This is a genomic window from Pedobacter sp. MC2016-24 (assembly GCF_015223055.1).
Classification (GTDB): Bacteria; Bacteroidota; Bacteroidia; order Sphingobacteriales; family Sphingobacteriaceae; genus Pedobacter.
Genome location: NZ_JADFBX010000005.1, coordinates 59,085 through 83,918 on the forward strand (window position 1 = coordinate 59,085; position 24,834 = coordinate 83,918).

Annotated in this window: 22 protein-coding genes; 1 reads left to right on the forward strand and 21 read right to left on the reverse strand. The window is 41.1% G+C overall.

Features of this window, described 5'->3' with window-relative positions:
• Positions 1–43: 43 nt before the first annotated feature.
• The 21 genes from IM797_RS13610 to uvrB all read right to left on the reverse strand — a co-directional run bounded on the left by IM797_RS13610 (position 44) and on the right by uvrB (position 23,920).
• Positions 44–808: an SDR family NAD(P)-dependent oxidoreductase gene (locus tag IM797_RS13610; protein ID WP_194127697.1), complete on the reverse strand. Its 765-nt coding sequence runs from the start codon at positions 806–808 to the stop codon at positions 44–46.
• Positions 809–817: 9 nt separating this feature from the next.
• Positions 818–2,476 (reverse strand): UxaA family hydrolase, encoded by a 1,659-nt coding sequence (locus IM797_RS13615; RefSeq protein ID WP_194127698.1) that lies wholly within the window; start codon positions 2,474–2,476, stop codon positions 818–820.
• Complete coding sequence (locus IM797_RS13620) at positions 2,476–2,811, reverse strand: L-rhamnose mutarotase (RefSeq protein ID WP_194127699.1); 336 nt, start codon at positions 2,809–2,811, stop codon at positions 2,476–2,478. The genes IM797_RS13615 and IM797_RS13620 overlap by 1 nt, the downstream gene beginning before the upstream one ends.
• 15 nt (positions 2,812–2,826) lie before the next feature.
• The gene (fucP, locus tag IM797_RS13625) at positions 2,827–4,026 is read right to left on the reverse strand and encodes an L-fucose:H+ symporter permease (protein WP_194127700.1); all 1,200 of its coding nucleotides are present in this window, start codon (positions 4,024–4,026) and stop codon (positions 2,827–2,829) included.
• A gap of 228 nt (positions 4,027–4,254) precedes the next feature.
• Positions 4,255–6,612: a right-handed parallel beta-helix repeat-containing protein gene (locus IM797_RS13630; protein ID WP_194127701.1), complete on the reverse strand. Its 2,358-nt coding sequence runs from the start codon at positions 6,610–6,612 to the stop codon at positions 4,255–4,257.
• A 209-nt stretch (positions 6,613–6,821) separates the two neighbouring features.
• Positions 6,822–7,682, reverse strand: coding sequence for a glucose-1-phosphate thymidylyltransferase RfbA (rfbA, locus tag IM797_RS13635; RefSeq protein ID WP_194127702.1), 861 nt, complete (start codon positions 7,680–7,682; stop codon positions 6,822–6,824).
• Between the two features lie 22 nt (positions 7,683–7,704).
• Positions 7,705–8,286, reverse strand: a complete 582-nt coding sequence (locus IM797_RS13640) for a DUF3109 family protein (protein ID WP_194127703.1) — start codon at positions 8,284–8,286, stop codon at positions 7,705–7,707.
• Between the two features lie 3 nt (positions 8,287–8,289).
• On the reverse strand, positions 8,290–9,066 hold the full coding sequence (locus tag IM797_RS13645; RefSeq protein WP_194127704.1) for a DUF3108 domain-containing protein: 777 nt from the start codon (positions 9,064–9,066) through the stop codon (positions 8,290–8,292).
• A gap of 22 nt (positions 9,067–9,088) precedes the next feature.
• Positions 9,089–9,604: a DUF2480 family protein gene (locus IM797_RS13650; RefSeq protein ID WP_194127705.1), complete on the reverse strand. Its 516-nt coding sequence runs from the start codon at positions 9,602–9,604 to the stop codon at positions 9,089–9,091.
• A 63-nt stretch (positions 9,605–9,667) separates the two neighbouring features.
• On the reverse strand, positions 9,668–11,764 hold the full coding sequence (locus IM797_RS13655) for a peptidylprolyl isomerase (protein WP_194127706.1): 2,097 nt from the start codon (positions 11,762–11,764) through the stop codon (positions 9,668–9,670).
• Between the two features lie 128 nt (positions 11,765–11,892).
• Positions 11,893–12,459, reverse strand: coding sequence for an LPS export ABC transporter periplasmic protein LptC (lptC, locus tag IM797_RS13660; RefSeq protein ID WP_228098856.1), 567 nt, complete (start codon positions 12,457–12,459; stop codon positions 11,893–11,895).
• Positions 12,459–13,799: a hypothetical protein gene (locus IM797_RS13665; protein ID WP_228098857.1), complete on the reverse strand. Its 1,341-nt coding sequence runs from the start codon at positions 13,797–13,799 to the stop codon at positions 12,459–12,461. Before IM797_RS13665 ends, lptC begins: the two co-directional genes overlap by 1 nt.
• Positions 13,762–14,514, reverse strand: coding sequence for a type III pantothenate kinase (locus tag IM797_RS13670; protein WP_194127707.1), 753 nt, complete (start codon positions 14,512–14,514; stop codon positions 13,762–13,764). The genes IM797_RS13665 and IM797_RS13670 overlap by 38 nt, the downstream gene beginning before the upstream one ends.
• Before the next feature lie 64 nt (positions 14,515–14,578).
• Positions 14,579–15,499 carry a DUF6427 family protein gene (locus IM797_RS13675; RefSeq protein ID WP_228098858.1) on the reverse strand — a complete coding sequence of 307 codons (921 nt, stop codon included), beginning with the start codon at positions 15,497–15,499 and terminating at the stop codon, positions 14,579–14,581.
• 95 nt (positions 15,500–15,594) lie between these two features.
• Positions 15,595–16,581, reverse strand: a complete 987-nt coding sequence (locus IM797_RS13680; RefSeq protein ID WP_194127709.1) for a glycosyltransferase family protein — start codon at positions 16,579–16,581, stop codon at positions 15,595–15,597.
• Positions 16,582–16,677: 96 nt separating this feature from the next.
• The gene (locus tag IM797_RS13685; protein ID WP_194128035.1) at positions 16,678–17,529 is read right to left on the reverse strand and encodes a UDP-2,3-diacylglucosamine diphosphatase; all 852 of its coding nucleotides are present in this window, start codon (positions 17,527–17,529) and stop codon (positions 16,678–16,680) included.
• 157 nt (positions 17,530–17,686) lie between these two features.
• Positions 17,687–18,652: an energy transducer TonB gene (locus IM797_RS13690; RefSeq protein ID WP_194127710.1), complete on the reverse strand. Its 966-nt coding sequence runs from the start codon at positions 18,650–18,652 to the stop codon at positions 17,687–17,689.
• A 42-nt stretch (positions 18,653–18,694) separates the two neighbouring features.
• Complete coding sequence (locus IM797_RS13695; protein ID WP_194127711.1) at positions 18,695–21,178, reverse strand: YfhO family protein; 2,484 nt, start codon at positions 21,176–21,178, stop codon at positions 18,695–18,697.
• A gap of 119 nt (positions 21,179–21,297) precedes the next feature.
• Complete coding sequence (locus IM797_RS13700; protein WP_194127712.1) at positions 21,298–21,549, reverse strand: DUF4834 domain-containing protein; 252 nt, start codon at positions 21,547–21,549, stop codon at positions 21,298–21,300.
• A gap of 104 nt (positions 21,550–21,653) precedes the next feature.
• Positions 21,654–21,854, reverse strand: coding sequence for a YwbE family protein (locus IM797_RS13705; RefSeq protein WP_194127713.1), 201 nt, complete (start codon positions 21,852–21,854; stop codon positions 21,654–21,656).
• A gap of 14 nt (positions 21,855–21,868) precedes the next feature.
• Positions 21,869–23,920, reverse strand: coding sequence for an excinuclease ABC subunit UvrB (gene uvrB / locus IM797_RS13710; protein WP_194127714.1), 2,052 nt, complete (start codon positions 23,918–23,920; stop codon positions 21,869–21,871).
• 196 nt (positions 23,921–24,116) lie between these two features.
• Between uvrB and IM797_RS13715 the strand changes: the two genes are divergently transcribed.
• Complete coding sequence (locus IM797_RS13715; protein ID WP_194127715.1) at positions 24,117–24,806, forward strand: YjjG family noncanonical pyrimidine nucleotidase; 690 nt, start codon at positions 24,117–24,119, stop codon at positions 24,804–24,806.
• Positions 24,807–24,834 lie beyond the last annotated feature (28 nt).

A 24,834-nucleotide genomic window follows, 5' to 3' on the forward strand; every position in this document is an offset into this window, starting at 1 on the left:
TAAGTATATTTTTTTTGAAGATAATAATTCTTTTCCAACCAGACTAGTTGTTCAACTTGATAAAACCACCATCCAAAGGATAATCGTTTCCAGTTACAAAACCAGCTTCGTCGGAACACAGATAAAGCGCAAGGGATGCGACTTCTTCTGGTTTTCCCATTCTGCCTATCGGCTGACTCTTCGATAATTTTTCAAATATCTCTGCTTCTTGTCCGGCATAGTTCTTGGCAATAAAGCCATCCACAAAGGGAGTATGTACCCTGGCAGGAGAAATGCTGTTGCACCTGATGCCATCGGCCATATAATCCCTGGCCATAGACATGGTCATGGCATATATCGCACCTTTACTCATCGAATAAGCAAAACGATCGGCAATGCCAACTACAGCGGCAATAGAAGCCATATTGAGTACCACAGCCGAGCTGCTCTTTTTCAAAGCGGGTATCGCAGCATATAAACAATTATAAGCCCCTTTTACATTCACATTAAATACCTTTACAAAATCTTCTTCACTGGTATTTTCTACTTTCCCCACATGGGCAATTCCTGCATTATTAACCAGGATATCAATCGCACCAATCTGATCAAACACGGCAGTTACCGTAGCCTGGTTACTCACGTCACAGCCAAAAGCCGTTGCGGTACCACCTGCCGCCTTAATTTCTTCCACAGCTTGTTCAGCTGCTTCAGCATTTAACTCAATAATGTTGACATGCGCACCTTGTTTTGCGAAAAGCAGGGATATTGCTTTTCCTATACCGCTACCGCCCCCCGTAATAATTGCTGATTTTCCTTTTAAACTAAACATGGTATATAATTATAATGAAACTCCTCTTTTCCATGGAATAAAGTCGTCCTGATTCAACAAAACTGCTTTGGGGATGATCTCACCACTTGCAGCCTTAATGCAATATTCCAGGATTTCTGCCCCCATCTCTTCAATCGTTTTCTCGCCCCGGATAATTCCGCCCGTATCAATGTCAATAATGTCACCCATCCTGGTAGCCAATGCCGTATTGGTCGCAATTTTAATTACCGGACACACCGGGTTTCCTGTTGGCGTACCTAAACCTGTAGTAAACAAGATCAGGGTAGCACCACTGGCCGCTTTTCCGGTAGTGGCTTCCACATCATTGCCGGGTGTGCAAACCAGGCTTAGACCCGGTTTTGTTGCAGGCTCTGTATAATCCAGTACATCAACCACCGGAGATGTCCCGGCCTTTTTCGCAGCTCCAGTGCTTTTTATCGCATCGGTAATCAAGCCATCTTTGATATTACCTGGCGAAGGATTCATGTGAAAACCGGAGCCCACTGCATGAGCCTGGGCATCATAATCCTGCATCAAGGTAATGAATTTTTCGGCTGTTGCCTGATCCTGACAGCGGTCAATGATGTTTTGCTCTGCTCCACACAATTCCGGAAACTCTGCCAGCAAAACTTTGGCACCTAAAGCAACCAGTAAATCGGAGGCGTATCCCACCGCAGGATTGGCTGAAATGCCGCTAAACCCATCGCTACCGCCGCATTTAACACCCACACATAAGGCACTTAAAGGAGCTGGTTTTCTTTCTATTTTATTGATTTCCTCTAAACCCACAAAGGTTTGAAGGATAGCTTCTTTAATCAACTGCTCTTCACTCTGGCTTTGCTGTTGTTCAAAAATAAGCACCTTTTTTCCGAATGAAGGGTTGCGGGATTTGATGTCGTCCAATAGGTTTTGCGTCTGCAAATGCTGACAGCCTAAACTCAACACCGTAATACCGGCAACATTGGGATGATCCGCGTAGGCAGCGAGCAATTTACTCAGCAAGTCCGAATCCTGCCGGGTACCACCACATCCGCCCTGGTGATTTAAGAATTTGATTCCGTCAACATGTTTAAACACGCGGTGTTTATTCAGATCGGCAGTACCAATTGTATCTATTTTAAAGGAGGAGATCGATTCTCCGGCTTTAAAAGCTTCCAGTAGTTCTGCTGTAAACTGTTTGTATTTATTGGTTACATTGTAACCTAAAGTATTGTGTAACGATTCCTTGATCACATCCAGGTTCCTGTTTTCACAGAAGACTGTCGGTACAAAGAGCCAGTAATTGGCTGTTCCAACCTTACCATCAGCACGGTGATAGCCCTGAAATGTACGGTTCTTAAAAGCGCTGACATCAGGTGCTTTCCATTGATAATTTACATTGCGATAAGCGTAATCCTGCGAAGCATGGTGGACGTTATCTGTAGTCATTAATCCGCCCTGCGGTATAAAGGCTGTTGCTTTACCAACCAATACACCATACATGATCACTTCTTCCCCGATATTTAAGTCATTTATAAAGAATTTATGCTTGGCATGGATATCATCTTGTAAGGTAATTTCCGTCTGGTTCCAGGGAATGACCTGCCCTTTAGGCAAATCCTGTAAAGCCACCAAAACGTTATCGTCGGGGTGGATTTGTAAAAAACTTTTATTTGTTAGTATTGACATTAGGCTTTTAACTCAAATATTCTATTCATCATCATCCATTTCTCTCCCGGCTTGGCTCCGGGTATCGCTTGCTGGTATTTCCACATCAGCTGCTCCCATTCCTGTACTTTTTCATTCTCCGCATCTGCTGCTGCTTTTTGATCAAAGCTGAACGCATCGTTTACTTCCATAATCATGAACAAACGATTTCCCGTTCTGTAAATCTCCATCGCCACAATGCCCGAGTCTTTGATGCTTGCTTCAATCTCCGGCCAGACCTGCTCATGCATCACCTCATATTCTTTAATGAGCTGAGGATCGTTAACCAGATCAAGCGCTAAACAATATCTATTCATCTTTGTATTAGTCAATTAGTTTTTAATTATTTTGTAACCTCTGATTCCATACAGGAACACCACAATAAAACAAATCATAGGAACTACATAAGAGATTGGCGTTGAGTAATGATCTGCAATTGTACCCATCACATATGGAACCAAGGCTCCACCAACAATGGACATGATGACAAATGAAGACGCCTTTTTAGTATGCTGACCAAGATCTTTAATGCTGAGTGCAAAAATTGTTGGAAACATGATTGACATGAAGAAAAACAAAGCCATTAATGAATAAACCGAAAGCCAGGCATTATTCCACATGACAACTGCACATAACAAAACATTAACTACAGAATAAGTTGCCAGTAATTGATTTGGCTTGATCACACGCATCAACGCAGTACCAATAAAACGACCAGCAGTAAATAAAATCAGTCCAATAGAAAGTAGTTTAGCGGCCATTGCATTATCAATACCGATATGACTTTCCGTACAATAATTAATAAACAAGGTAGCGACACCAACTTGCGCTGCAACATAGAAAAACTGGGTAACTACACCAAGACTAAAATTACTATGACTAAATAGAGGCTTTTGATTAAAGACCTCGGAACTTACGGTTTCATTGTCTTTAATTTCAGGTAACTTTGTACGAACAAAGATTGCAGCTACGATGAGTACCAATATACCAATCACCACATAGATCATCTTAACAGAATCAAGATTTCCATTATCAGTACTACTCTTCTCTCCAAAAAACAGATAAGATGCTATAATTGGCCCTAAAAAAGATCCGACACCATTAAAGCATTGGGACAAATTCAATCGGGTTGCAGAAGTTTCTGGTGTACCTAATACCGTTACATAAGGATTTGCAGCAGTCTCTAAGCAAGCCAGTCCGGATGCAAGAATAAATAGTGCAAGAAGAAATGCATTAAAACTGGATTGTTCTGCAGCCGGATAAAATAAAAATGCACCTACGGCATACAAAATCAAGCCCATAATGATACCTTTTTTGTATCCATATTTATTCATAAAAATACCAGCAGGCAATGCTACCAGGAAGTATGCGCCAAAATAGGCCGCCTGCAATAAGGTAGATCTTGATTTGGTTATATTTAGCGCCTCCTGAAAATGTTTATTTAAAACATCTAGCAAGCCATAAGCAAAGCCCCACATGAAGAATAATGAGGTAATCATGATTAAAGGAAAAAGGTATTTATTTTTAGCCATTGGTCTAATTATTTGGTTTATCCAAAGGACGCGATTTATACCGCAATTTATTTTATGATTTTATCATATCATTAAGCAATTTTTACATAAAATGATAAAATGACCATTCTCTTCGAGGCTGCATAATTTGTGCTGAAGAAGCACAAAAGACGCTATGCCTCCTCAGAGAAGGTAATTTTATTTCCAATTGGACGTAAACCGTACAAACGTAACACTTATGGTGCTCAGTTATTTTAACACATTATCGAGTTTAATTTTTAAAGGCGATTGGTTGCGAAAAACAGTCAGTTCAATACTTTGATTGGTTCGGCTCCGTTCCTGCTCTTCGAGCAGGTCAGGTATTTTAAGCAGTTTTCGTTGCCTGTAGGCAATCAACACATCATTTGGTTTGAGATAATTAGCAAACGGGCTATTTTCGGCAATACTCAGAACCAGAATGCCGGTTTCATCAGGCATTCCGGTAGCGGAACGTTCGCCAAGCGTTTCCAGGTTTTTTATTTTCAGTCCGAACCACTCTACAATGCTTCCTTTGGATATTGCTGCTGCCTTAGTGAGTACTGGAATGGGTGCTTTCTTCGCGAGCCTCTTTAAATCTGTTGAGGTTACACCGAATTGATCCATTGGAAAGTTTTTGAAGCCAACAAGAAGTGCTCCGGAGCCCGGCTTTACACGATAATCTCCGGCAGCAGGATTGATAAATTCAGGATTCCCATAGGCTGAATGCTGGTCATTTCCCATTTCCCGGGATTTATGCAGGGATGCTAAATCCGGAAAAAAATTATGGTCTATATGCTTTCCCCAATCGGTGATTCTGATTGGATAATAATTGCGTGTTACCAGGTTGTGTTCAAAGCGGTCGCCACTATCTTCAAACCAGACATGCGGATGGAAAGAATTGTTGAGTATGATGTTGTTTTCTACCGTTCTAAAAAAGCCTTCCCTCAATTTAAGTCCGCCATTTAAGCAAACGTTGTTATAAATTAAGTAATTGCTGGATCCGTCATCCAGGTCAATGTCCCAGCCATGGTCACAATGAAAACGGTTGTCGTGAATCACAATTTGTTTGATCACATCTGCAGTCACCAGCGTACGGTTCTTTTTCACAAGCGCTTTCATCTCTGCAGCTTTGGGATGCCAGAATCGATCCCTGCCCCAGGAATTGAATGCGCCATGATCTCCTGTTTCCAATACCGTGTTGAAAACATCATTGTACGCGATGGTATGCCCGCCCCATGTGCCTTCACTGACATTTATTCCGGCTCTTGGAACGTCATAAATGGTATTGTGGCTGACAGTGATGCCCATCGACATGGAGATCTGAACTCCTGCAACTTGTTTTTCCACCTGTCCTAAGCCATACATTAAGGTGTTTTCTACCGTACAATCCTTTGGAAAGTTATCGTTTTTGGGGCCTCGCAATGTATCCATCGCGGCAAAGGGAACAAATTGATTGTATTCAAAAACGGCGGAACGCACAGCCTTAGGGTCACCAACAAAACAAACACCACTGGCACCTGCATAGGCAATATGACATCCGGAAATGGCATTATTCCGGTTATAATTACTTAGAAATATCGCATTTCCACCTACCCTATTGAAATAACAAGATCTGATCTGACAATGTGCTGCTCCTTCCATGAAAACAGCCCCGCCCCGGTAAATGGCCCAATCACTACGCAACAAAGGTTCTTTAGTTTCCATGAAGGTTCGCAAGGTATGCCGGAGTTCAAGACCTTCGATAATAATATTATTTACTGGCGCCTGTTCCGTACCACGGAATTCGAACAGATGCCTCAACTGTGGAATTTCTATCCATGCATCATTTAAATTACTTGTGGTGTCAGGATAGGCATAAAGCAGGTGTGCTGCTTTGTCGTAATACCATTCTCCAACGGTATCCAGTTCTTCGAAAATATTTTCTACAAAGCGGTATTGATCGTGCATCCCTAGCTGCCGGTTATTTTGAAAACCGCCTTCCAGGGTCAATTGATTATTGGCAGATTTACCAGTAATCTGATATTGGTATCCACCCCACTCATGTTTATGCAAAGCATGAACAAAGCCACCAATTGGATTTTTCCATTTTGCTATTCGTTCCGGACTCAAAGCGTCGGCCGCATAACCACCATAAAATCGGATAGCCGGATTATAATTCGGATACCTGGCCATCCGCATCGGCTTATGGTTCATAAATAACTGGTCAAAAACATAATCCCCCGGAACTTTGGCCTGATAAATACCGTTCTTAAAAAGCTTCCATGTCAATGACATCCGGTGGGCTCCGCTGATGACGACATGCTCACCCGGATAGGCCTTAAATGACAGGGGTTCAGCATCCTTCCTGGAATCATCCGGACTAAAGACAATGCGCTCTCTTAAATAATAGGTTCCTCCGCGCAAAAAAACAGTTACGGTACCTTTTAAAGACCGGGCCATCAACTGTGCCTTGCCAATACTTGCATAAGGAGATGCCTTAGTACCTGCGTTACGGTCGTTCCCATTCACAGCAACATAAATATCCTTAGATGAAGCTTTTGCAGTCCATAAGACCAGCACGGTAAGTAAACAGCTAAAACAGGTTTTCATGATCTCATTTGTTTAACATGGTGATTAATCCCCCTCAAACATCAATTCCTCCTGAACAAAGAAAAAAGATTTAGCTATTAAAAATTTTAAGCTTTTACCCAATCATTCAACTTTTTTGGCTAAAACCGATCAAAGCTGAATCTCAAAGAAAAAAATTTAAACAAAAAAAGCTCCGGTAACACCGAAGCTCTAGATCCTAAATACCTTTCCTACTTGATAATTTTGAGTAAATAAGCGCCATATCCGCTTTTAACCAAGGGCGTCGCGATCGTCCTCAATTGTTCCTTATCAATGAATCCCATTCTATAGGCTACCTCTTCAATACATCCAATCTTCAAGCCCTGACGTTCTTCGATGACCTGAACAAACTGTCCCGCCTGCATTAAAGAAGCAAAAGTCCCAGTATCTAACCAGGCTGTTCCCCTGCTCAGCACACCTACCTTCAGCTTGCCTTGCTCCAGATATACCTTATTCACGTCTGTAATCTCATATTCACCCCTTGGAGAAGGTTTGATATTCTTAGCGATTTCGACCACGCTGTTGTCATAAAAATACAAACCAGGAACTGCATAGTCTGATTTAGGTTCTGTTGGCTTTTCTTCAATAGAGATCGCGTTGTTATCCCCATCAAATTCAACCACACCATACCGTTCCGGATCAGATACGCGATAAGCAAATACAACGCCACCTTCCGGATCAGCGCTGGCTTGTAACAATTTAGCCATACCATCACCATAAAAGATGTTATCACCCAATACCAGGGCTACTTTATCGTTGCCAATAAAATCAGCACCGATGACAAATGCCTGCGCCAGCCCGTTCGGTTGCTCTTGTACCGCATAAGAGAACTTGCAGCCTAAAGCACTTCCATCGCCGAGTAACTTCTCAAAGTTTGGCAAATCATGCGGCGTAGAAATAATGAGCACTTCTTTAATCCCGGCCAGCATTAAAATGGACAATGGATAATAAATCATCGGTTTATCGTAAACAGGCATCATTTGCTTGCTCATCACCAGCGTTAAGGGGTGTAGTCTCGTACCACTACCACCTGCTAAAATTATTCCTTTCAATTGATATCGTTTTATTGAGTAATTACTTATGGAGTGTATCCCCATTCGAAGATACAGTATTTTCCAACTCTGCAAACCAATCTGCACCATATTTTCTAATCAGTGGCCCTTTCAGGAACTGATATACCGGAACCTTAAGCTCGCGACCAAAAGAACAGGCATCATGACAGATGTGCCAGCGGTCGTAATTCAACACCTCAAATTCCGGATACTGGGTAATGCGAATCGGGTACAGGTGACAGGAAATTGGCTTCTGCCAATCCACCAGACCTTGCTCATAGCCCTTCTCAATCCCACATTTGGTAATGCCGTTCTCAAAAGTTACATAAGCACATTCCTTATTGCCATCCACGCAGGGCGTAGTCAGGTCACCATCGGCGTCTACCACCGAAGTACCCTGTTGTTCAATGGCTTCAATTCCTTTAGGTTCCAGCAGGTGTTTAATTTTAGGATAAATATCCTTTAAAATGGCGGTTTCAGCTACATCCAGTGGGGCACCCGCATCACCTTCCACACAGCAAATCCCTTTACATTTATTCAGGTTGCATACAAAGCTTTCTGTAATGACATCCTCATGAACCAATGTATTTTGTACTTCTATCATTTTTTATTGAACTATGGCCAATGGATATCTTAACCCATCAGCCGATTTAATTTCCATAGTCACAGAACCGACGATTATTTCGACCTGTGCTTTTACCGGAACCCGGTTGCCATCATCAGTAACCCAAAGATACAAACGGCTATCCTTTCTAAAGATCCGACCTGGTTTAATTGAAGGGCTAAATTTCAAACACCTGATTTTCCCCAGTTTTGTTTTGATGACCTCACGACCTACAAACTGTATTTCAAGCTGACTCACCTCGTCACCCAAAAAGTAATTCAGCTTGACAAAGTCATTGATTTTTATTTTAGAGATGTCCAGGCTCCGCGCAAAGTAATAGGCAGAGACCAGGTCAAAGGTCTGCGTTGTCGGTGTTGCAAAAGTACCTTTAGTCGCAACTACTTTTTTATCTTCCTGATGAAACCGTGCCTTATCCTGGCGGCGATAACTGCCTTCACGGATATTCTCCTGGTAGAAATAAGGTTTCAGATTCTCTTTATCAATATAGGAATCATAATGGTCCCTGATTTTATAAAACACATCAAAAGTTCCGGAAGTCTCTCCATCAACCAATAGTTTATAGGTGGGTTTACCGTTAAACTTCAAATCCGAATCTTCTACCTTGATTGTCCCCTCAGCGGCAGTAATGAAACCATACTTCAGCTTATACTTCAGGACTTCACCGGCCTGAAATACGGGTTCCTTAACAAATGGCAATTCCTGCGCTATCGCGTTTAAGCTTAGGAATGCAAAAATGACGAACAACAATGATCTTCTCATACCTAAGTTTAATGTTTGATTACTAATCTTTACGCTTGTATACCGGCACTGTAGAGCATGGCTCCCCATACATGATGCTCTTTACAACCGGAGTCAGCAAATTGGTCACTTCTACATAAGCCGATACTGGTACCTCAATATCTGCACAACCTTTGATCACCACACGTTCATTCGCAAATGCAGCTAAATCAATTTTTGCCAGCGCTTTACTGAACAGCACAGCTTCCAAGGTCTCCAGACTTCCAAAAACAACTTCATTGGCAAAAGGTTTCATTCTGTTGGCCAACAACATATAGGCCCAGGTTGGTACAATCGCATCCGCACTGCAAATGATTGCTACATTTTTACCTGCATAGGCCGACCAGTCATGCGTTTTAATAAACTCCCTGAAGTCTTTCTCCCTCAATATCAAACCATGAAAAAGATTCTCCTTAATGTCATAAACTACCCTTTCACCCTGGTCGAAATATTCTTCCAGATTTAAGGTAATCAATCCACTTGCGGCTACTTTATTGACAAAATTTTCTTGAATATCCATATGCATGAAATAAAAAAACCGGAAGCAGTACTGCTTCCGGTTACAAAATTACGTAAAATAAGATTAATAGAATTTCACCCTATTGTCTTTTATGTTAGCCTTATCCTGCAAAGCCTGGAAAGCACCGGATAAAGAACGTTGAGCAGCGATTTGCATCATACCTTCTTTTTGTTTGTAAGTGTTTGCCAACGGCGCTGGATTGGTAAATCCATCAACTACAAATGCATAAACACCTTGCTCGCCATCTACCGGCTTAGAAAGTTTACCTGGTTGCGCACCAAAAACAGTTCCAACCAATTTATTTTCCTGTGCTGCTCCCGGGATAATTGGATTTGCAAACACAATGTTTTCAACCGGCAATACTGGCTTACCCAATTTTTGAGCAACCTGATCAATTTTAGCAGCACCTTGCAATGCAGCATTCATTTTCTCAGTCAGCATTTTTGCTTTCACCGCTCTGCGAACCATAGGCTCAATATCTTTCTTCACGGCGTCTAAAGGAAGCGGACCTTTTGGCTTCACATCAACCAAATGAGCAACTACATAAGCATTCTCCATTTGATAAACATCTTTCAACACATCACCTTTATCTGCTGCATAAGCATCACGGATCAACTGGCGCGGGTTATCTAAGCCTGGAGCAAAACCTTGAGAAGCGGTTACTTTATCGGCAACACCTACAGTATAACCTTTCTTTTGAGCAAGCTCAGAAAAGTTACCACCATTTACTTCGTTTAAGAATGCAGTCGCTTTTTTATAAGCCGCATCTTTAGTTTTATTACTTGAAGTCAGGCTTTTCTCAATGTAAGCCAGTTTAGCCACTTTAGAAGAACCAATCTGTTTTTCAATTTTGATCAGGTGAACACCAAATTGTGAAGTCACAACTTTAAGGTCGCCAGCTTTACCATTGAAAGCTGCATTTTCAAATACAGGAACCATTTGTCCGCGACTGAAAGTACCCAGGTCACCACCTTTATCTTTCGAACCATCAATGCTGAATTTTTTCGCTAAGTCTGCAAAGCTTGCACCATTTTGAACCAAAGTTTTCAATGAGTCTGCAAATTTAACCGCTTTATCAGCGCCACCCATTTTACTCGGGTCAATTAAAATATGACTTGCTTTAACTGAATCCGGAGAAAACCTGGTATCAATTACTTTTACCAGTTTATAAGAGTTACCAGAAAATTTCGGTCCGTAAAAACTTCCGGCAGGAAGGTTAAATACTACTGAATCAACAGCAGGATCCAATTTACCTTTACTCATATAGGTGTATGGAACTTTCACATCTGAGTTTACTACAGCAAACAAAGAATCATTGGCGGCGATTTTAAAATCAGCAGCCAATTTGTCTACCTGAGATTTCACTGCAGCTGAATCCTCTTTTGTCGGGCTTACGCTGAATGAAACATACTGGAATGTACGGGTCTCAGCAGGGCTGTCGAAACGTTTTTTATTATCGTTATAATAATCGCTGTAATCAGACTCTGACAATTTAACGCTGGCATCAGCGATAGCTGCATAATCCAGGTTTACATATTTGAAGCTCGCCAGTTTGTTGCGGTTTAAATATTCATCATTCGCCTCAAGTGTAGTTACATAAATTGAGTTACGGATTAAATTGGAGTATTTTTTCTGTAAAGCTTGTTTTTCAACTTCTGTTTGCAACAAATCCCATTGTTGTTTCAACTGAGGATTTTTATCTTGTTGTTTTAAAGAGTTGATTACTTCAGCACGGTTTACTTCACCTGTTTGGGGATTACCGAAATACTGTACAATTAGTGGACTTGGATTTTTTCCTTGCAACAGGTCAAACAATTCATCACTGGAAACAGTTAAACCAAGACGGTTATACTCTTTAGTTAAAAGAATGTTTGCAATCTCACCCTGCCATGCATTGTCAACAGCCATAGCTTGCATCTGCGGATTTGCAGAACCGCCATATTGTTGTTTAAACTGAGCTAAATTCTGATCCACTTTTGGAGTGAATTCATCAATGTTTATTTCTTCGCCGTCAACTGATCCTACAACTTTTTGAGAAGCAGCCCAAAAAGGCTTACCTACGTTAATTGCATCACCAACTAAAAATGCAACAATTGCAAAACCGATGGCTCCAACCAGGATATAGCCTGCGCGATTCCGCAAAAATGTCATTAATCCCATAATATTCTTATTTATAAATCTTTTTTAAGAGGGCGCAAGATACAACTTTTGGTAAAAAAAGAAAATATTAAATTGTATTTGAATAAGTATTTAAAAACTAAGGTTCTAAGACCTGTATTTTTCCGATTTTACTCGCCCAATTTTCCGTTGATAAATGCTTCGCCATTTCCGCTTCCGGTGGAATAGGTGCTGAAATTTTGAGGGGCACTAAAGTTTACAGCATCGGCAAATGAACCATCAGGATTGGTTACGATACCTTTTGGTGAAAAAAACATCTGTTTATTCTGGTCCCAGATTAATTCTTCAGTATTGAAAGTCATGGTTTGGTTAACCACCACCACATTGCGTTTAAAGATGATCAGCTTCTCCGTCTCCTTCATAATGGCATAATCGGAAGTAATGGTGCCGGTAATCTTTTGGAACTCATCCAGGAACTGAATTTTAACCCCATTAGGCATTTCCTGATAGGGCGAACCGCTGGATGGGGTAACCTTATCCAAAACCGGCGCATAACCTTTTGCTTTTACCTTAGCCGAATCACTGTATATGATTTCTACACCTTTAGTCCGGTCTACATTTAAGCTGATCTTTTTGATGACTTCAACTTTCTTCAAATCATCATCCCCACAACTGCTCAGCAACAGCTGAACCAGACAGATGGCAATTCCCTGAAAAACAAAGCGACCTGCTTTCATTAATCAAACCTAAATCGTTTAAACCAGGTATCGTTTAAAGTGAATCCTAAATGGATGTTGACGTAATTTTCCTGTACCAGACCATTCGTCATCGAGCCTCTTTTACCCAATTCTGTAGTCAGGTTGATCTTATAAACGGCATATCTGTTGTAAACCAATGGCAATCCAAATCCAAATGTAACTGCCATTTGTTTGATGTCCTGACTGCTGATTCGCATATACGTTTTATCATAAGTGAAACCAGCACGATAATCCATACGGTTAAAATAACTGCCGATTGAATTGATATCAGGTGTGATTTGTCCACCCGCTGAGAAACCCCAGCTATCCTGTAAGCCATCGTTTACACCGTCCATGGTCAGTTTAGACCATTTTCCGGTTCTAAAATCAGCGCCAATCATCCATTTGTTATCTCTTTGAATGGAAAAACCAAAATTGTGCATCAAAGGAAGTTTCAATTTAATACCATTCTGCTGAACTGAATCCACGGTAACATAAGAAGCAGGATTCTCTTCACCAGTAGAGGGATCGAAAGGGAACCTGGTTAACACTGTACTGCGATCGCTGCTGATGCTGGAAGATGCTGATCCGGAATAACCCAATGTAATACGGCTTTTGGTACTCAAAGGAATTTCAAATTGTGCACCGTAAGAAAAGCCAATTCCACCAACACTGTTTTTAATTTGCTGTCTTGTATTGTAAGCAGGATAAGTAACAGGCTCAATGGTTTGGGTTTGGATCAAGTTACCGAAAATATATTCAACATTGGCACCAATGCGCACATAATCGCCAAACTGTTGTCCTAATCCCAGATATGCTTTATTTAAGCCACCTTCACCAGAATAACGGTTATTGAAAGCCGTAGAATCCAGTGTACTTGATCCATTAGCTGCATACCCGGAGTTTTTGGTGTATTGGTAACCTACATCTGTAAATGGCAGCAAGCCGAAGCTTAATCCGGTACGACCCGGGTTTAAAGGGAAAGCCAATGCAATGTGACTCAATGAACCATTGAAACTGCCTTCTGAAAGACTGCCTTGTTTTAATTTTTTAAACTCAACTGAAGCACCGATGTCTACAGCAGTCATCATGATACCTGAATAAGTAGCCGGATTCTGCATGTTGATGTTGCTATAACCGTCCGGGCGATAAACACCGGTAGAAATACCACCCATTGCCTTAAACTGAGGCAACAGCAAGCTGTTTACATTTCCTAACCCATATCTGGAATATGGGGATTGTGAAGTAACCTGCGCCTTAACCGAAACACTGGCAAACAAGGCCATTATAGCTACTATATAATTAATTTTTTTGTACATATTCAAACGCAATAACTTCATTTAATCCTTTTAACACCAAATACGGATCGTGTATAATTTGCGGCGCAAAGATGCTGTTTTTTAATTGCTTCAGCAAGAAAGCTCCGTTACCACCTGTTAACAGTACCGTAAGATCAATATTTTCTTTATTATAGGAGGATATATATCCTTCAACTTCATTCAATAAACCTTGTAAAACCCCATTTTTTATCGCAGATATCGTATCTGTCCCAGCTGGAATCTCTTCATTTTCATTCCAGTCTACCCATGGCAAGCGACCTGTAAAATGGTTTAAGGCACTAAAACGCATGTGTATTCCCGGACTAATGCTACCGCCAAAATACGCTGAAGCGCTGTTGAGTAAATCGTAAGTCATACAGGTTCCAGCATCAATCATCAGACAATTCTGACCAGGATAAGCTGCATGGGCTGCCAAAACTTTAGCCCACCTGTCTAATCCCAAGGTTGACAAGCTGTGGTAATGGTTATCGATGCCCGTATTCACTTGCGTTGAGAAAGGGATGTACCGGGTTCTTTTTTTCAAAACATCAACAACCTCCTCCAAATCTGCATTTACACTTGAAATCGTTGCATTTTTGATGTCGTACTGCTGGATTAAAGAAATCAGCATATCCGGATCAATTTGCTTTAAAATCTGGTAATCAACCAGCGTTCTTTCCTCAAAAACGGCCAGTTTAATATTCGTATTACCAATATCTAAAACAAGGTTATGCATGACCTACTTCAAACTTCATGGCACAAAGCTATCAATCTTTAGCAAGTTTCAACGCGTCAATTTGTTAAAAAACGTTAAACAAAAAGCATTGGATCGCAAAAACCAAAATCAGGAACAAGCTTTCATAAAACCATCTCTTTTTGGCATTAGAGTAGTAATAAGCTAGCAAAACGGCACCCGGAGGCACACAAAGTAAGAAATGATAAAGGTTAAAATCCGGTTTGGTATAAAAACTGACAATCGAAATCAGGAACATAAAAAACAGCATCTGAAAGGCTTTTCTGGTACTGATAAAGCTCCTGAAAAAGTTCTCCCGCAATTGAAGAATAGCCAAAACCATCATCACCACTACCGGAACCAATACCAGGTAATCATTGTATTGAATTTTAAATACGGAAGGAAATTTATTGGCCAGTGGCAACCAGATCTTATAGAACATGGAAAGACTATCGTTCCAATAATAATATACGGCTACAAAAAAGAAAATGGTTAAAAAACCCACCAGGCCGGAAATCCATTCCCGCCAGTTGAAGGAACGGTACAGCAATAAAGCCAGCCAGATCATCACCAACATCACGATGAAGGGGAAATAGATGAGGGTTCCTATAGCAATAATCATCCCGATATCAAACATGATCATGATGGCATTTGAGGACTTACCGATTTTGAGAAACTTATCCATCATCCAGATCAACAGAAAATTACAGATCAACGTGGGGCTAAGTACCAGGAAGGGCATAAACAAACTGGCCCCCGTAATGTACATCAGTGCCGGCAGAAAACCAGGCTTATTCAGCAAATTATGGTTATTCACCACGCGGTTAAACAAAATGGCCTGGATATAAATGATGACGCCCGCAAAAAACACATTGGCACTTGGCGAAAATGTATTTTGAATAGGGATCTGAATGAAGAACTTGGTATAAGGTTCCAAAAACTCAAAATTAAGTTCCGGAGGTGTTTCTGCAAATATGGCAATCCGCATAAAAAAAGTATATGCGAATAATATGAGCAGATTTATAGGGTTTAAATTTCTAAATTGATTGATCATGCCTGTTTACTAAGGCAAAGTAAAGCAAATTATCTGGCAAACTGTTTGACAACTTTATCTATTACTGCAGCGGTTTCATCCGGAAAATGAAATTGATGCTCTTGCGGACGCTCTACCCAGTCCTTAATTACAGGCAACCAATTCTTATTGCTTCCCCAAATGACAGGCAAACCAAATTGCTTCAATGCAAAAGCATTACACTGCTGCTCATATTGGAATTTCATAGGCACCACCAACAGCTTTTTCCCTAGAAACAGTGCTTCGGCAGGGCCTTCAAAGCCGCCACCACTCAAAAAACCGGCACAGGAAGCCAGACTGATGTTAAACAATTCGTTGTGAATTGGCGAGACAGCGACATTTCCATCCGTATAACTTAATTTGGTATGTTTAGAAAACACCTGCCAGTTTACGTTTGGCACCTGCTTGAGTAAAGGCACAAGCCAGCGGTCATCTATCGCAGGCAAATAAACCGTATAATGGCCCAGGTTGCTGGTGCGCATGTTCCTGATCTCTGCACGAATTACAGGTGTATAGATGAAATCATCGTAACGGTCAAAATGAAAACCTACGTAATGTGAGGCGGGTGCATAGTACTTCAGTACCAATTGTGCCCAATCTATGCTTTTTGGTTTAGGAACCTTTTTAGATTGAAAAGAGGCCTGATGACTTAAGCCCACACTTTCTATGCCTTTTACCCGGCACGCCCAGGCTGTTACAGGCTCAAAATCATTTAATATGAGGTTATAGTCTTTTAAAGGAAGTGTCCTTACATCTTTAACAAATTGAGGTAAGTCCATGGTCTTCCAGGTTTCAAGGTGATTGACCCCACCCTTTTTTCCGAAAATAAAACTGAACCCATGCAATTGGTACTTGATCTCCTGCGTCAGCTTAACGTCGGCCTGGGTACCACTGATCAGCAAATCTACGTCTCCGTACTGCTGCAGCAATGGCACGATTTCTCTAGCGCGACTGACATGCCCGTTACCTGTACCCTGAATGGCATAAAGTATTTTCATCTGCACCTAATATCTGTAATTTTCACCAGTATATAATTATTTTTTAACTGCGATGAATAGAAAATAGGAAATGTAAGCTCATGCAGGTGTTATGATTTAGACAATTTCCAATTTAATCTTCTGGAGCAAAACATTGATGTCCAGCTTACTGGATAAATCTTCGCTATCAGACAATTGCCCTTCCTCAACCTCATCTTTTTGAAAGTCTTTAGGATCGTATTTAAAAATCTTCCAGGTTTTATTGTGATACTCAAGTGCGGTCAGATTTTCCACCCAGTCGCCACTATTCAGATAGGTCACCTGTCCGTTTTCTACAGCAATGGTTCGCATTTCCGGTTGATGAATGTGTCCGCAGATCACAAATTCATAGCCGTTTTCGATTGCCAGTTCGGCAGCCGTATTTTCAAAACTATTGATAAATTTTACCGCATCTTTAAACTTGGCTTTTATCTTTTTAGAAAAACTCATTTTTTCCCTTCCGAATAATTTGAGGATCCAGTTGACCATGCTATTGATCAGGATAAGTGAATCGTAACCAACTGCGCCCAGTTTGGCAAGCCACTTGGAATGCTGCATCGTCACGTCAAAGATATCTCCATGAAAGAACCAGGCCTTAGCGCCGTCCAGTTCTACAACCAATTTATTCTGGAGGTGAAACGTACCCATGTGCATATCTGCAAATTTCCGAAGCAATTCGTCGTGGTTACCGGTCAGATAGTGAACTGGTACACCTTCCACAACAAACTTCATCAGTTTACGTAACACTTTCATGTGCGTTTCCGGCCAATACCTTTTGCTGAATTGCCAAATGTCGATGATATCCCCGTTCAGGACCAGCATTTTGGGCTTAATGCTCTTCAAATATTTTAGAAGTTCTTTGGCATGGCAACCGTAGGTGCCCAAATGGACGTCAGAAATGACAACAATATCAACTTCTCTTTTAGACATCATCCTCCTCTATTGTAAGTTCATAAGAACTAAAAAAAAGCGCAACAATTGCGATCAGACAAGCAATAAAAAACAATTCCACCATGGGGATATTAGTTTATTCCCAAAAGTAGAACATGAAGATTAACAAACGATTAACAATACGTTATCAATTCAACTAGCGACTTATGGAGAAGGTTACAGGAATATTAAATTTAACCCTGACTGGAAATCCATGTTGCTTGCCAGGAATCCATCCAGTCGAGCGCTGAACAACCCGAATAGCCTCTGCGTCGAGGTCGGGATTCAGGCTTCTAGCAACCTTAACATCTGAAATGCTACCGTCCTTCTCTACCACAAAGTTCAAAAACACCTTGCCTTGTATACCAGCTTGCCATGCTGCATTGGGATATTTAAGGTTTTGCTTTAGATAAGTAAAGAATGCTGCGATACCTTTTTTATAACTCGGAGCCTCTTCCTGTATGGTGTATTTGTAATTCTGACCGTCTTTCGAACTCTCCCCTGAAACAAATTTGCCTTTATCAAACTGCTCTTTATACCAATAGGTACCAGAAACATTAGTGGCAAACCAGACACCGTCGCTAAAGCCAGCAGCATAATCCCCCTCTAAACTAAGCAGCTCTTTTTGGTCCGGGCTTTTAAAAAACTCTTTAAAATGTCCATTCCCATCCTTAACCATAACATTTCCTAAAGAATCTGCCATGTACATTGTTTTTTCAACCTTATAACGCCGATCATCAAGTGCATATTCAGTAATTTTCTTAAGCGCGCCGTTCTCAAAAAAAAGATAGGATTTATCCACCAGCTGATTGTTTTGGTAGTTGAACATAGCTTCCTTTGCCCCATTCATTTTATATCTGACAAGACTTCCTTCATATATCAGGAAAGGATAAAAACTTGAAACGGAACCTAAAGTTTTAACTTTGCCATTTTTAAAGTATTCTACCAATTTAAAATTCACCGAACCTGAATCAGCCCTTTCAATAACACGTATAAAGTCAGCACTATCCACACTGGTTACAAATTCGCCATTATCTTTTAGATAAAATACGTTTTCACCACTTTGTGCATACAAAGACAAACTTGTTATAGTTAAAAATGCGAATACGATGATCCATTTCATAAGAGCTATTTGATAACTAAAAAATACAAAAAGTTGCTTAAGTTATTTCTTTTTCTTCCGTTCTGTGTAAAAAGCTAAACCAAACCCTGCAACCAGCAAAATAGATCCTGCCAGTGAGATGTGTTCACCCATGTAATATGAGGTTGGTTCGAACTTGAATTCCACTTTATGATTTCCAGCCTCAAGCTGTGCCGCACGTAATACGTAATCGGCTCTGAAATAAGGTTTTTTAGCACCATCAACATACATATTCCAGCCTTTGTCATAATAGATCTCCGAGAACACAGCTACAACATCCGTAGGGGCGCTATAGGAATAAACCAGATGATCCGGATGGTAACTATCTAACTTAATCATCGCTCCTGTACCAGGGCCTAAACGCTTTTCATCCAATTTATCTTTATACATGACATCTACAATCGCTTCCTTCTTAGGATCAAAACTGCTGATGGCCTGCATCTCTTCATCCGCATTTTTTGCAAATTGTACGTTCGGCACAATCCAGGCATGGCCCGCAGCTGTTGCGTTACGCTGCATTTTATAAGAACCATTTTGCGGGTCCTGTGTGATGATATATTTGGTATTCAACATATCCAGTACATCCTGGTTCACACTTTTTGCAAACTGCTTTTCAATCAACTCCTGGTAGCGTTTCAACTTCGCTGCATGATAGCCACCAATTGTTTTATGAAATTGCGAAGCACTGGCATCTGAGAAAGTCGCGATACTCTGGTCATAAACCCTGAAGTCAGGGTCTTTATCAGCCATAATGAAATCATCCACATCACGAGGCTGAAAATGAGCACTCAAATCAGCTTTACTGGAGAAGTTGCTGTTGTTCAGGTAACGACGGTCAACCTGCCACATATCAACCAAGACCACCAATGCCAGTAAGACCATAACCGTCTGAAAGCCCATTTTTTTACCAATCAATGCCCACATCAAACCGAAGGCAATGGCAATAAATATAAAGGAGCGGAAGGCATCAGCCCGTGCAATGGCAATACGATCGGAGATCAGGGCATTTGCAATGTTATGAGCAATCGTTGTGTTATTTTGTAAACTTTGCGTAAGTGCCTGTACAATTTCCTGGTGATTTGCGGTCTTAAAACTGAAGAACAAAGTTGGTACGACAGCCACAATCAAAGCAAAACCTCCTGTAATTCCTGCCGACCAGGTTAGTTTTTGTAACAATACCTTCTGATCGGTCTGCCCATCCTGAACTTCTTTGACGGCAAGAATGGCTAATATCGGCACCATTAAGCCTACAACAGCTAAAATAGACTCTACAGCCCTGAATTTATTGTACAATGGGAAATAGTCAAAGAACAGATCAGAGATTAAAGGAAAATTTTTACCGAAAGACAGGAAAATAAACAATACTGTTGTTCCCAATATCCACCACTTTAAGTGACTTCGAACGATAAATAAGCCAAAAACAAATAAGAAACAGATCACTGCACCAAAATAATATCCACCAGAAGTTCCAGGTTTTTCTCCCCAGTACTGTTGCATATTCAAATTTTGACCCAGCTGCTGGATTACCTGAATGGTTTGGTTGGGATCACCACCTGTTACCTCAGCAACAGCCTTATACATATGGCTTTCTGGTTTTACCAGTTCATTGATGCTTGTTGCACCACCATATAAATCGGGAATCAAAAATGTGAAGCTCTCTCCTACACCCTGACTCCATCCATAAGCATATTCTTTTGCGTTGGCATTTCCACCGTCGCTGGCTGCACTGGTTAAATTTGATTTTCCCCTGTTGGTTTCCTGAGCATATTCTGCTGTAGTCCACAATAATGCAGCATTAACCATAACACCTACGATTAAAGCTACAGCAAGTGTGCCTATCGCTTTCCAAACATCAGGCAAAGTTTTTTTCTTATAGGCCTGATAAATTTCTACACCCATAAAGATGATAATGGATAAGAACAGATAATATGCCATCTGCACGTGGTTTGCCCGGATCAGCAAAGCCAGGAACAAGGCTGACAAACTACCGCCCAGCAAATATTTACCCCTTAAAGTTATGATGATACTGGCAATCAACGGTGCAAAAAAGCCTATGGCCAGTACTTTGTTGTTGTGCCCGGTTGCAATCAACACAAAGTTATATGTAGTAAATGTAAAAGCAATGGCGCCTGCAGCAGCGAGCCAGGGATTTACACGAAGTACTATGAATAAAAAATAAGTACCGATCAGCAAAAGCAATACAGGGCCAACTGGTGCCGGAAGTGTATTCACCACCAGATGCATGGCATAGGTAGCAACGCTGGAGCTATATTTTGCCCAGATCTGGTAAGCAGGCATCCCACCAAACATTTGATTGGTCCATAAGGGGGCTTTGCCATCCTTCTCCTTATACTCCATAATCTCTTTTTGCATGGCTTTAGCCTGCAATACATCACTTTGTGAAGGGCCTTTACCTTGCAGCACAGGGCTGAAATAGACAAAGCAGATGACAACAAAAAATCCAATGATGGCAAGATGTATGCCATTCGCTTTTAACCAATTATTCATTAAGGGTGGTTTAGATTATAAACTAACCCCAAAACTAGCCAAAAAAGCTTTATATCAAAACATTTTTATTGTTCTCCAGATGACTTTCGAAAAAAATCGCCGAAGTGGGAAAAAACAGGCTATTTGACTTCCTCGTAGTCGACAAAATCGCCCAACTTATCCGCATTGCCATGCTTAGGCTGAGGTGGCACATAATCAATAGAGATAGACCCCTCAGGTTTTGGATTACGCTGACGGGCCTGTTCATTGGCTTGATCCTGCACTTTATTTACCATTTTCGCCAATACCACCGGAAACAACCAGCGAAAAAGCAAACGAATGGCGTATAGAATCAAGACCGTGATGAGAAGAAATTTTACTAATGCTCCCATTTAATTTTTTAACGTTTATAATCAATAACTAAGCTATAGACGGATTTGAAATTTGATTATTACAAGCATCCGCTGATTATTGCAATGTCATTACAATACCGCCACTACAGCTCATCCACAATTTCAGCAACTCGGCCTACCTGCCCATCTTCCAGTCGCACTTTAATACCCCTGGAATGAAAAGGTGCCGAAGTTAACAAATTGGCGACAATACCCCGGGTTAATTTACCGCTCCGCTGATCCTTCTTCAGGATAATATCTACCTCCAATCCTGGATAAATGTCTTTTCTATTTTTTCCGTCCATTCGTATTTCTCAATTTACAAACTTACGCTTTTACCAAATCTTTCTTCAAACAACTTTTCCATCGCAAACATTTCGTCCCTTAAGCGCGCTGCAAGCAGGAAGTCCATATCCTTAGCGGCTTTAGCCATTTCCTTCCGGGTTTTATCGATCGACTTCTGCATTTCTGGTTTGGTCATATATTGTACAATAGGATCGGCAGCCATACTCACCTCATCTACTTCAACATATGGTTTACCTCGTTTGTTTTCACCAGAAGAGAAATCCAATACGGAAGTCTGCTCAATGATGGCTTCACGGCTTTTACCAACTGTCTTTGGCACAATACCATTTTCCTGATTGTAAATGACCTGCTTTTCCCGGCGCCTGTTGGTCTCATCAATGGTTCGCTCCATAGACTCGGTTATTTTATCTGCATACATAATCACCCGGCCCCGATCGTTACGTGCTGCACGACCAATGGTTTGGATCAGCGCACGATCAGACCGTAAAAAACCTTCCTTATCGGCATCCAGAATAGCCACAAAGGATACTTCAGGTAAATCCAATCCCTCCCGAAGCAGGTTGATTCCGATCAGGACATCAAATTCGCCCAGCCTTAAGCCCCTCAGAATCTCTACCCGTTCCAGGGTTTTCACCTCAGAGTGAATATAGCGTACCTTGATGTTCAGACGATCCATATATTTGGTGAGCTCCTCGGCCATTCTTTTGGTGAGTGTAGTCACCAATACCCGGTCGCCCATTTTTATAGTCTTATCAATCTCGTCCAGTAAGTCATCCACCTGGTTGATCGCCGGTCTCACTTCAATTAAAGGATCCAGCAGGCCTGTTGGTCTGATGACCTGTTCCACTACGATACCTTCTGATTTTTGCAATTCATAATCCGCGGGTGTAGCACTCACATAAATCGTTTGTGGTGCTAACCTTTCAAACTCATCAAAATTCAGCGGACGGTTGTCCAGGGCAGAAGGCAAACGGAAACCGTATTCTACCAATGACATTTTACGCGACCGGTCACCACCATACATAGCCCTGATCTGTGGTACAGTCACATGACTTTCGTCAATCACCATCAGGTAATCATCGGGAAAATAATCCAGCAAACAAAAGGGACGCATACCGGCAGCACGACCATCAAAAAACCGCGAATAATTCTCAATACCGGAACAATAGCCCAGTTCCTTCATCATTTCGATATCAAAGTTCACCCTTTCTTCCAACCGCTTGGCTTCAATCAGGTGCCGGTCTCCAATCAATTGATTTTTACGGATCTCCAACTCTTCCTGTATACCCCAAATGGATGAGGTGAACCTATCCTTTGGCGTAACAAACAGATTAGCCGGATACACCGCCATATCCTCCAGTTTCTCCAATGTCTTTCCCGTTACCGGATCAATCACACTCAATTCCTCAATATCATCCCCAAAAAAAGAAATCCGGTAAGCACTATCCAGGTAAGCCGGAAAAATATCTACAGTGTCTCCTTTAACCCGAAATGTCCCGCGTTTGAAATCAGTAGTGGTACGGGCATATAAAATCTCGACAAGGCTATGTAAAAAAGAGTTTCTGGAAATACGGGTACCTACAGAAAAACGAAACACAGATTTAGAGAAATCTTCAGGATTACCCATACCATAAATGCAGGAAATGGACGATACCACAATGACATCTCTTCGCCCGGACATCAGGGCTGAGGTTGTCCGGAGCCGGAGCTTTTCGATCTCTTCATTAATGCTTAAATCTTTTTCTATATAAGTGTTGCTACTGGCAATGAATGCCTCAGGCTGATAATAATCGTAATAGGAAACGAAATAGTTGACTGCATTTTCCGGAAAGAATTGTTTAAACTCACCGTAAAGTTGTGCAGCTAATGTTTTATTGTGACTTAAAATCAGGGTCGGCTTTTGCGTTTCCTGAATCACATTGGCAATGGTAAACGTCTTTCCAGAACCGGTTACACCAAGCAGCGTTTGGTAATGTTCATCGTTATTCACGCCTTCTACCAATTGTTTAATGGCAGCAGGCTGATCTCCTGTAGGTCTGTAATCAGAAACAATTTTAAACTTCATCCGGTGTTCTTTTAATGTTGCGCATCGCCAGGAATCTTGGTTGCTAAGCTAAACCGCAATTAAGATCAAATATAAGGATAATTTAGGTCAGGCTTTTGGCCGCGTAAAGGATAAAACATTGGGGTGACAGAGAAAGTTTTAAATAAAAAATACCTCAGAAAAATTGTCTGTACCTTTGCGACATAATAAGGAACTTATGATCAAACATATATTTTTCGACCTCGATCATACCATTTGGGATTTTGATAGAAACGCAGAGGAAACACTGACAGAACTTTATGAACAGTATGCATTGCAAAAACTGGGCTTAAGCTCTTGCACGGAATTCATTGAGGTATATACGGCAAACAACCACCTGCTCTGGGCAGAATACCATATCGGAAAAATCACCAAAGAAACATTGCGCTCTGAACGTTTCAGCAAAACATTTATTCAACTGGGTATTCATCCAGACCACATACCGCAGCAATTTGAGGACGATTATGTCCGCATGACACCCACCAAAACAAATTTATTTGAGGGTTCAACAAAGGTACTAAGCTATCTTCAACAGAAATTCGACCTGCACATCATCTCCAATGGATTTAAAGAAAGTACTTTAATGAAAATGGACCGCTCAGCATTAAATCCTTATTTTAAAAATGTGATCATTTCTGAAGATGTAGGCGTTAACAAGCCCCATCAAGCAATTTTTGAATATGCCTTACAAAAAGCCGGGGCCTCCAAAACAGAAAGTATCATGATTGGCGACAGCCTGGAAGCTGACATCATAGGCGCTAAGAATTTTGGTATGCAGGCCATCTTTTTCAACCCCAATAAAAAGGAAGCTCCTGATTATGTAGACTGGCAGATCCACCACCTGGAAGAATTATTGCTCCATTTTTAAACATTGATTTGCCGTCAATTTTCTCATC

Coding starts and splice junctions, on each gene's coding strand:
- IM797_RS13610 (WP_194127697.1), bottom strand. CDS start 808: ATGTTTAGTTTAAAAGGAAAATCAGCAATTATTACGGGGGGCGGTAGC.
- IM797_RS13615 (WP_194127698.1), bottom strand. CDS start 2,476: ATGTCAATACTAACAAATAAAAGTTTTTTACAAATCCACCCCGACGAT.
- IM797_RS13620 (WP_194127699.1), bottom strand. CDS start 2,811: ATGAATAGATATTGTTTAGCGCTTGATCTGGTTAACGATCCTCAGCTC.
- fucP (WP_194127700.1), bottom strand. CDS start 4,026: ATGGCTAAAAATAAATACCTTTTTCCTTTAATCATGATTACCTCATTA.
- IM797_RS13630 (WP_194127701.1), bottom strand. CDS start 6,612: ATGAAAACCTGTTTTAGCTGTTTACTTACCGTGCTGGTCTTATGGACT.
- IM797_RS13640 (WP_194127703.1), bottom strand. CDS start 8,286: ATGATAGAAGTACAAAATACATTGGTTCATGAGGATGTCATTACAGAA.
- IM797_RS13645 (WP_194127704.1), bottom strand. CDS start 9,066: ATGAGAAGATCATTGTTGTTCGTCATTTTTGCATTCCTAAGCTTAAAC.
- IM797_RS13650 (WP_194127705.1), bottom strand. CDS start 9,604: ATGGATATTCAAGAAAATTTTGTCAATAAAGTAGCCGCAAGTGGATTG.
- IM797_RS13655 (WP_194127706.1), bottom strand. CDS start 11,764: ATGGGATTAATGACATTTTTGCGGAATCGCGCAGGCTATATCCTGGTT.
- lptC (WP_228098856.1), bottom strand. CDS start 12,459: ATGAAAGCAGGTCGCTTTGTTTTTCAGGGAATTGCCATCTGTCTGGTT.
- IM797_RS13665 (WP_228098857.1), bottom strand. CDS start 13,799: ATGAAGTTATTGCGTTTGAATATGTACAAAAAAATTAATTATATAGTA.
- IM797_RS13670 (WP_194127707.1), bottom strand. CDS start 14,514: ATGCATAACCTTGTTTTAGATATTGGTAATACGAATATTAAACTGGCC.
- IM797_RS13675 (WP_228098858.1), bottom strand. CDS start 15,499: ATGCGGATTGCCATATTTGCAGAAACACCTCCGGAACTTAATTTTGAG.
- IM797_RS13680 (WP_194127709.1), bottom strand. CDS start 16,581: ATGAAAATACTTTATGCCATTCAGGGTACAGGTAACGGGCATGTCAGT.
- IM797_RS13685 (WP_194128035.1), bottom strand. CDS start 17,529: ATGTCTAAAAGAGAAGTTGATATTGTTGTCATTTCTGACGTCCATTTG.
- IM797_RS13690 (WP_194127710.1), bottom strand. CDS start 18,652: ATGAAATGGATCATCGTATTCGCATTTTTAACTATAACAAGTTTGTCT.
- IM797_RS13695 (WP_194127711.1), bottom strand. CDS start 21,178: ATGAATAATTGGTTAAAAGCGAATGGCATACATCTTGCCATCATTGGA.
- IM797_RS13700 (WP_194127712.1), bottom strand. CDS start 21,549: ATGGGAGCATTAGTAAAATTTCTTCTCATCACGGTCTTGATTCTATAC.
- IM797_RS13705 (WP_194127713.1), bottom strand. CDS start 21,854: ATGGACGGAAAAAATAGAAAAGACATTTATCCAGGATTGGAGGTAGAT.
- uvrB (WP_194127714.1), bottom strand. CDS start 23,920: ATGAAGTTTAAAATTGTTTCTGATTACAGACCTACAGGAGATCAGCCT.
- IM797_RS13715 (WP_194127715.1), top strand. CDS start 24,117: ATGATCAAACATATATTTTTCGACCTCGATCATACCATTTGGGATTTT.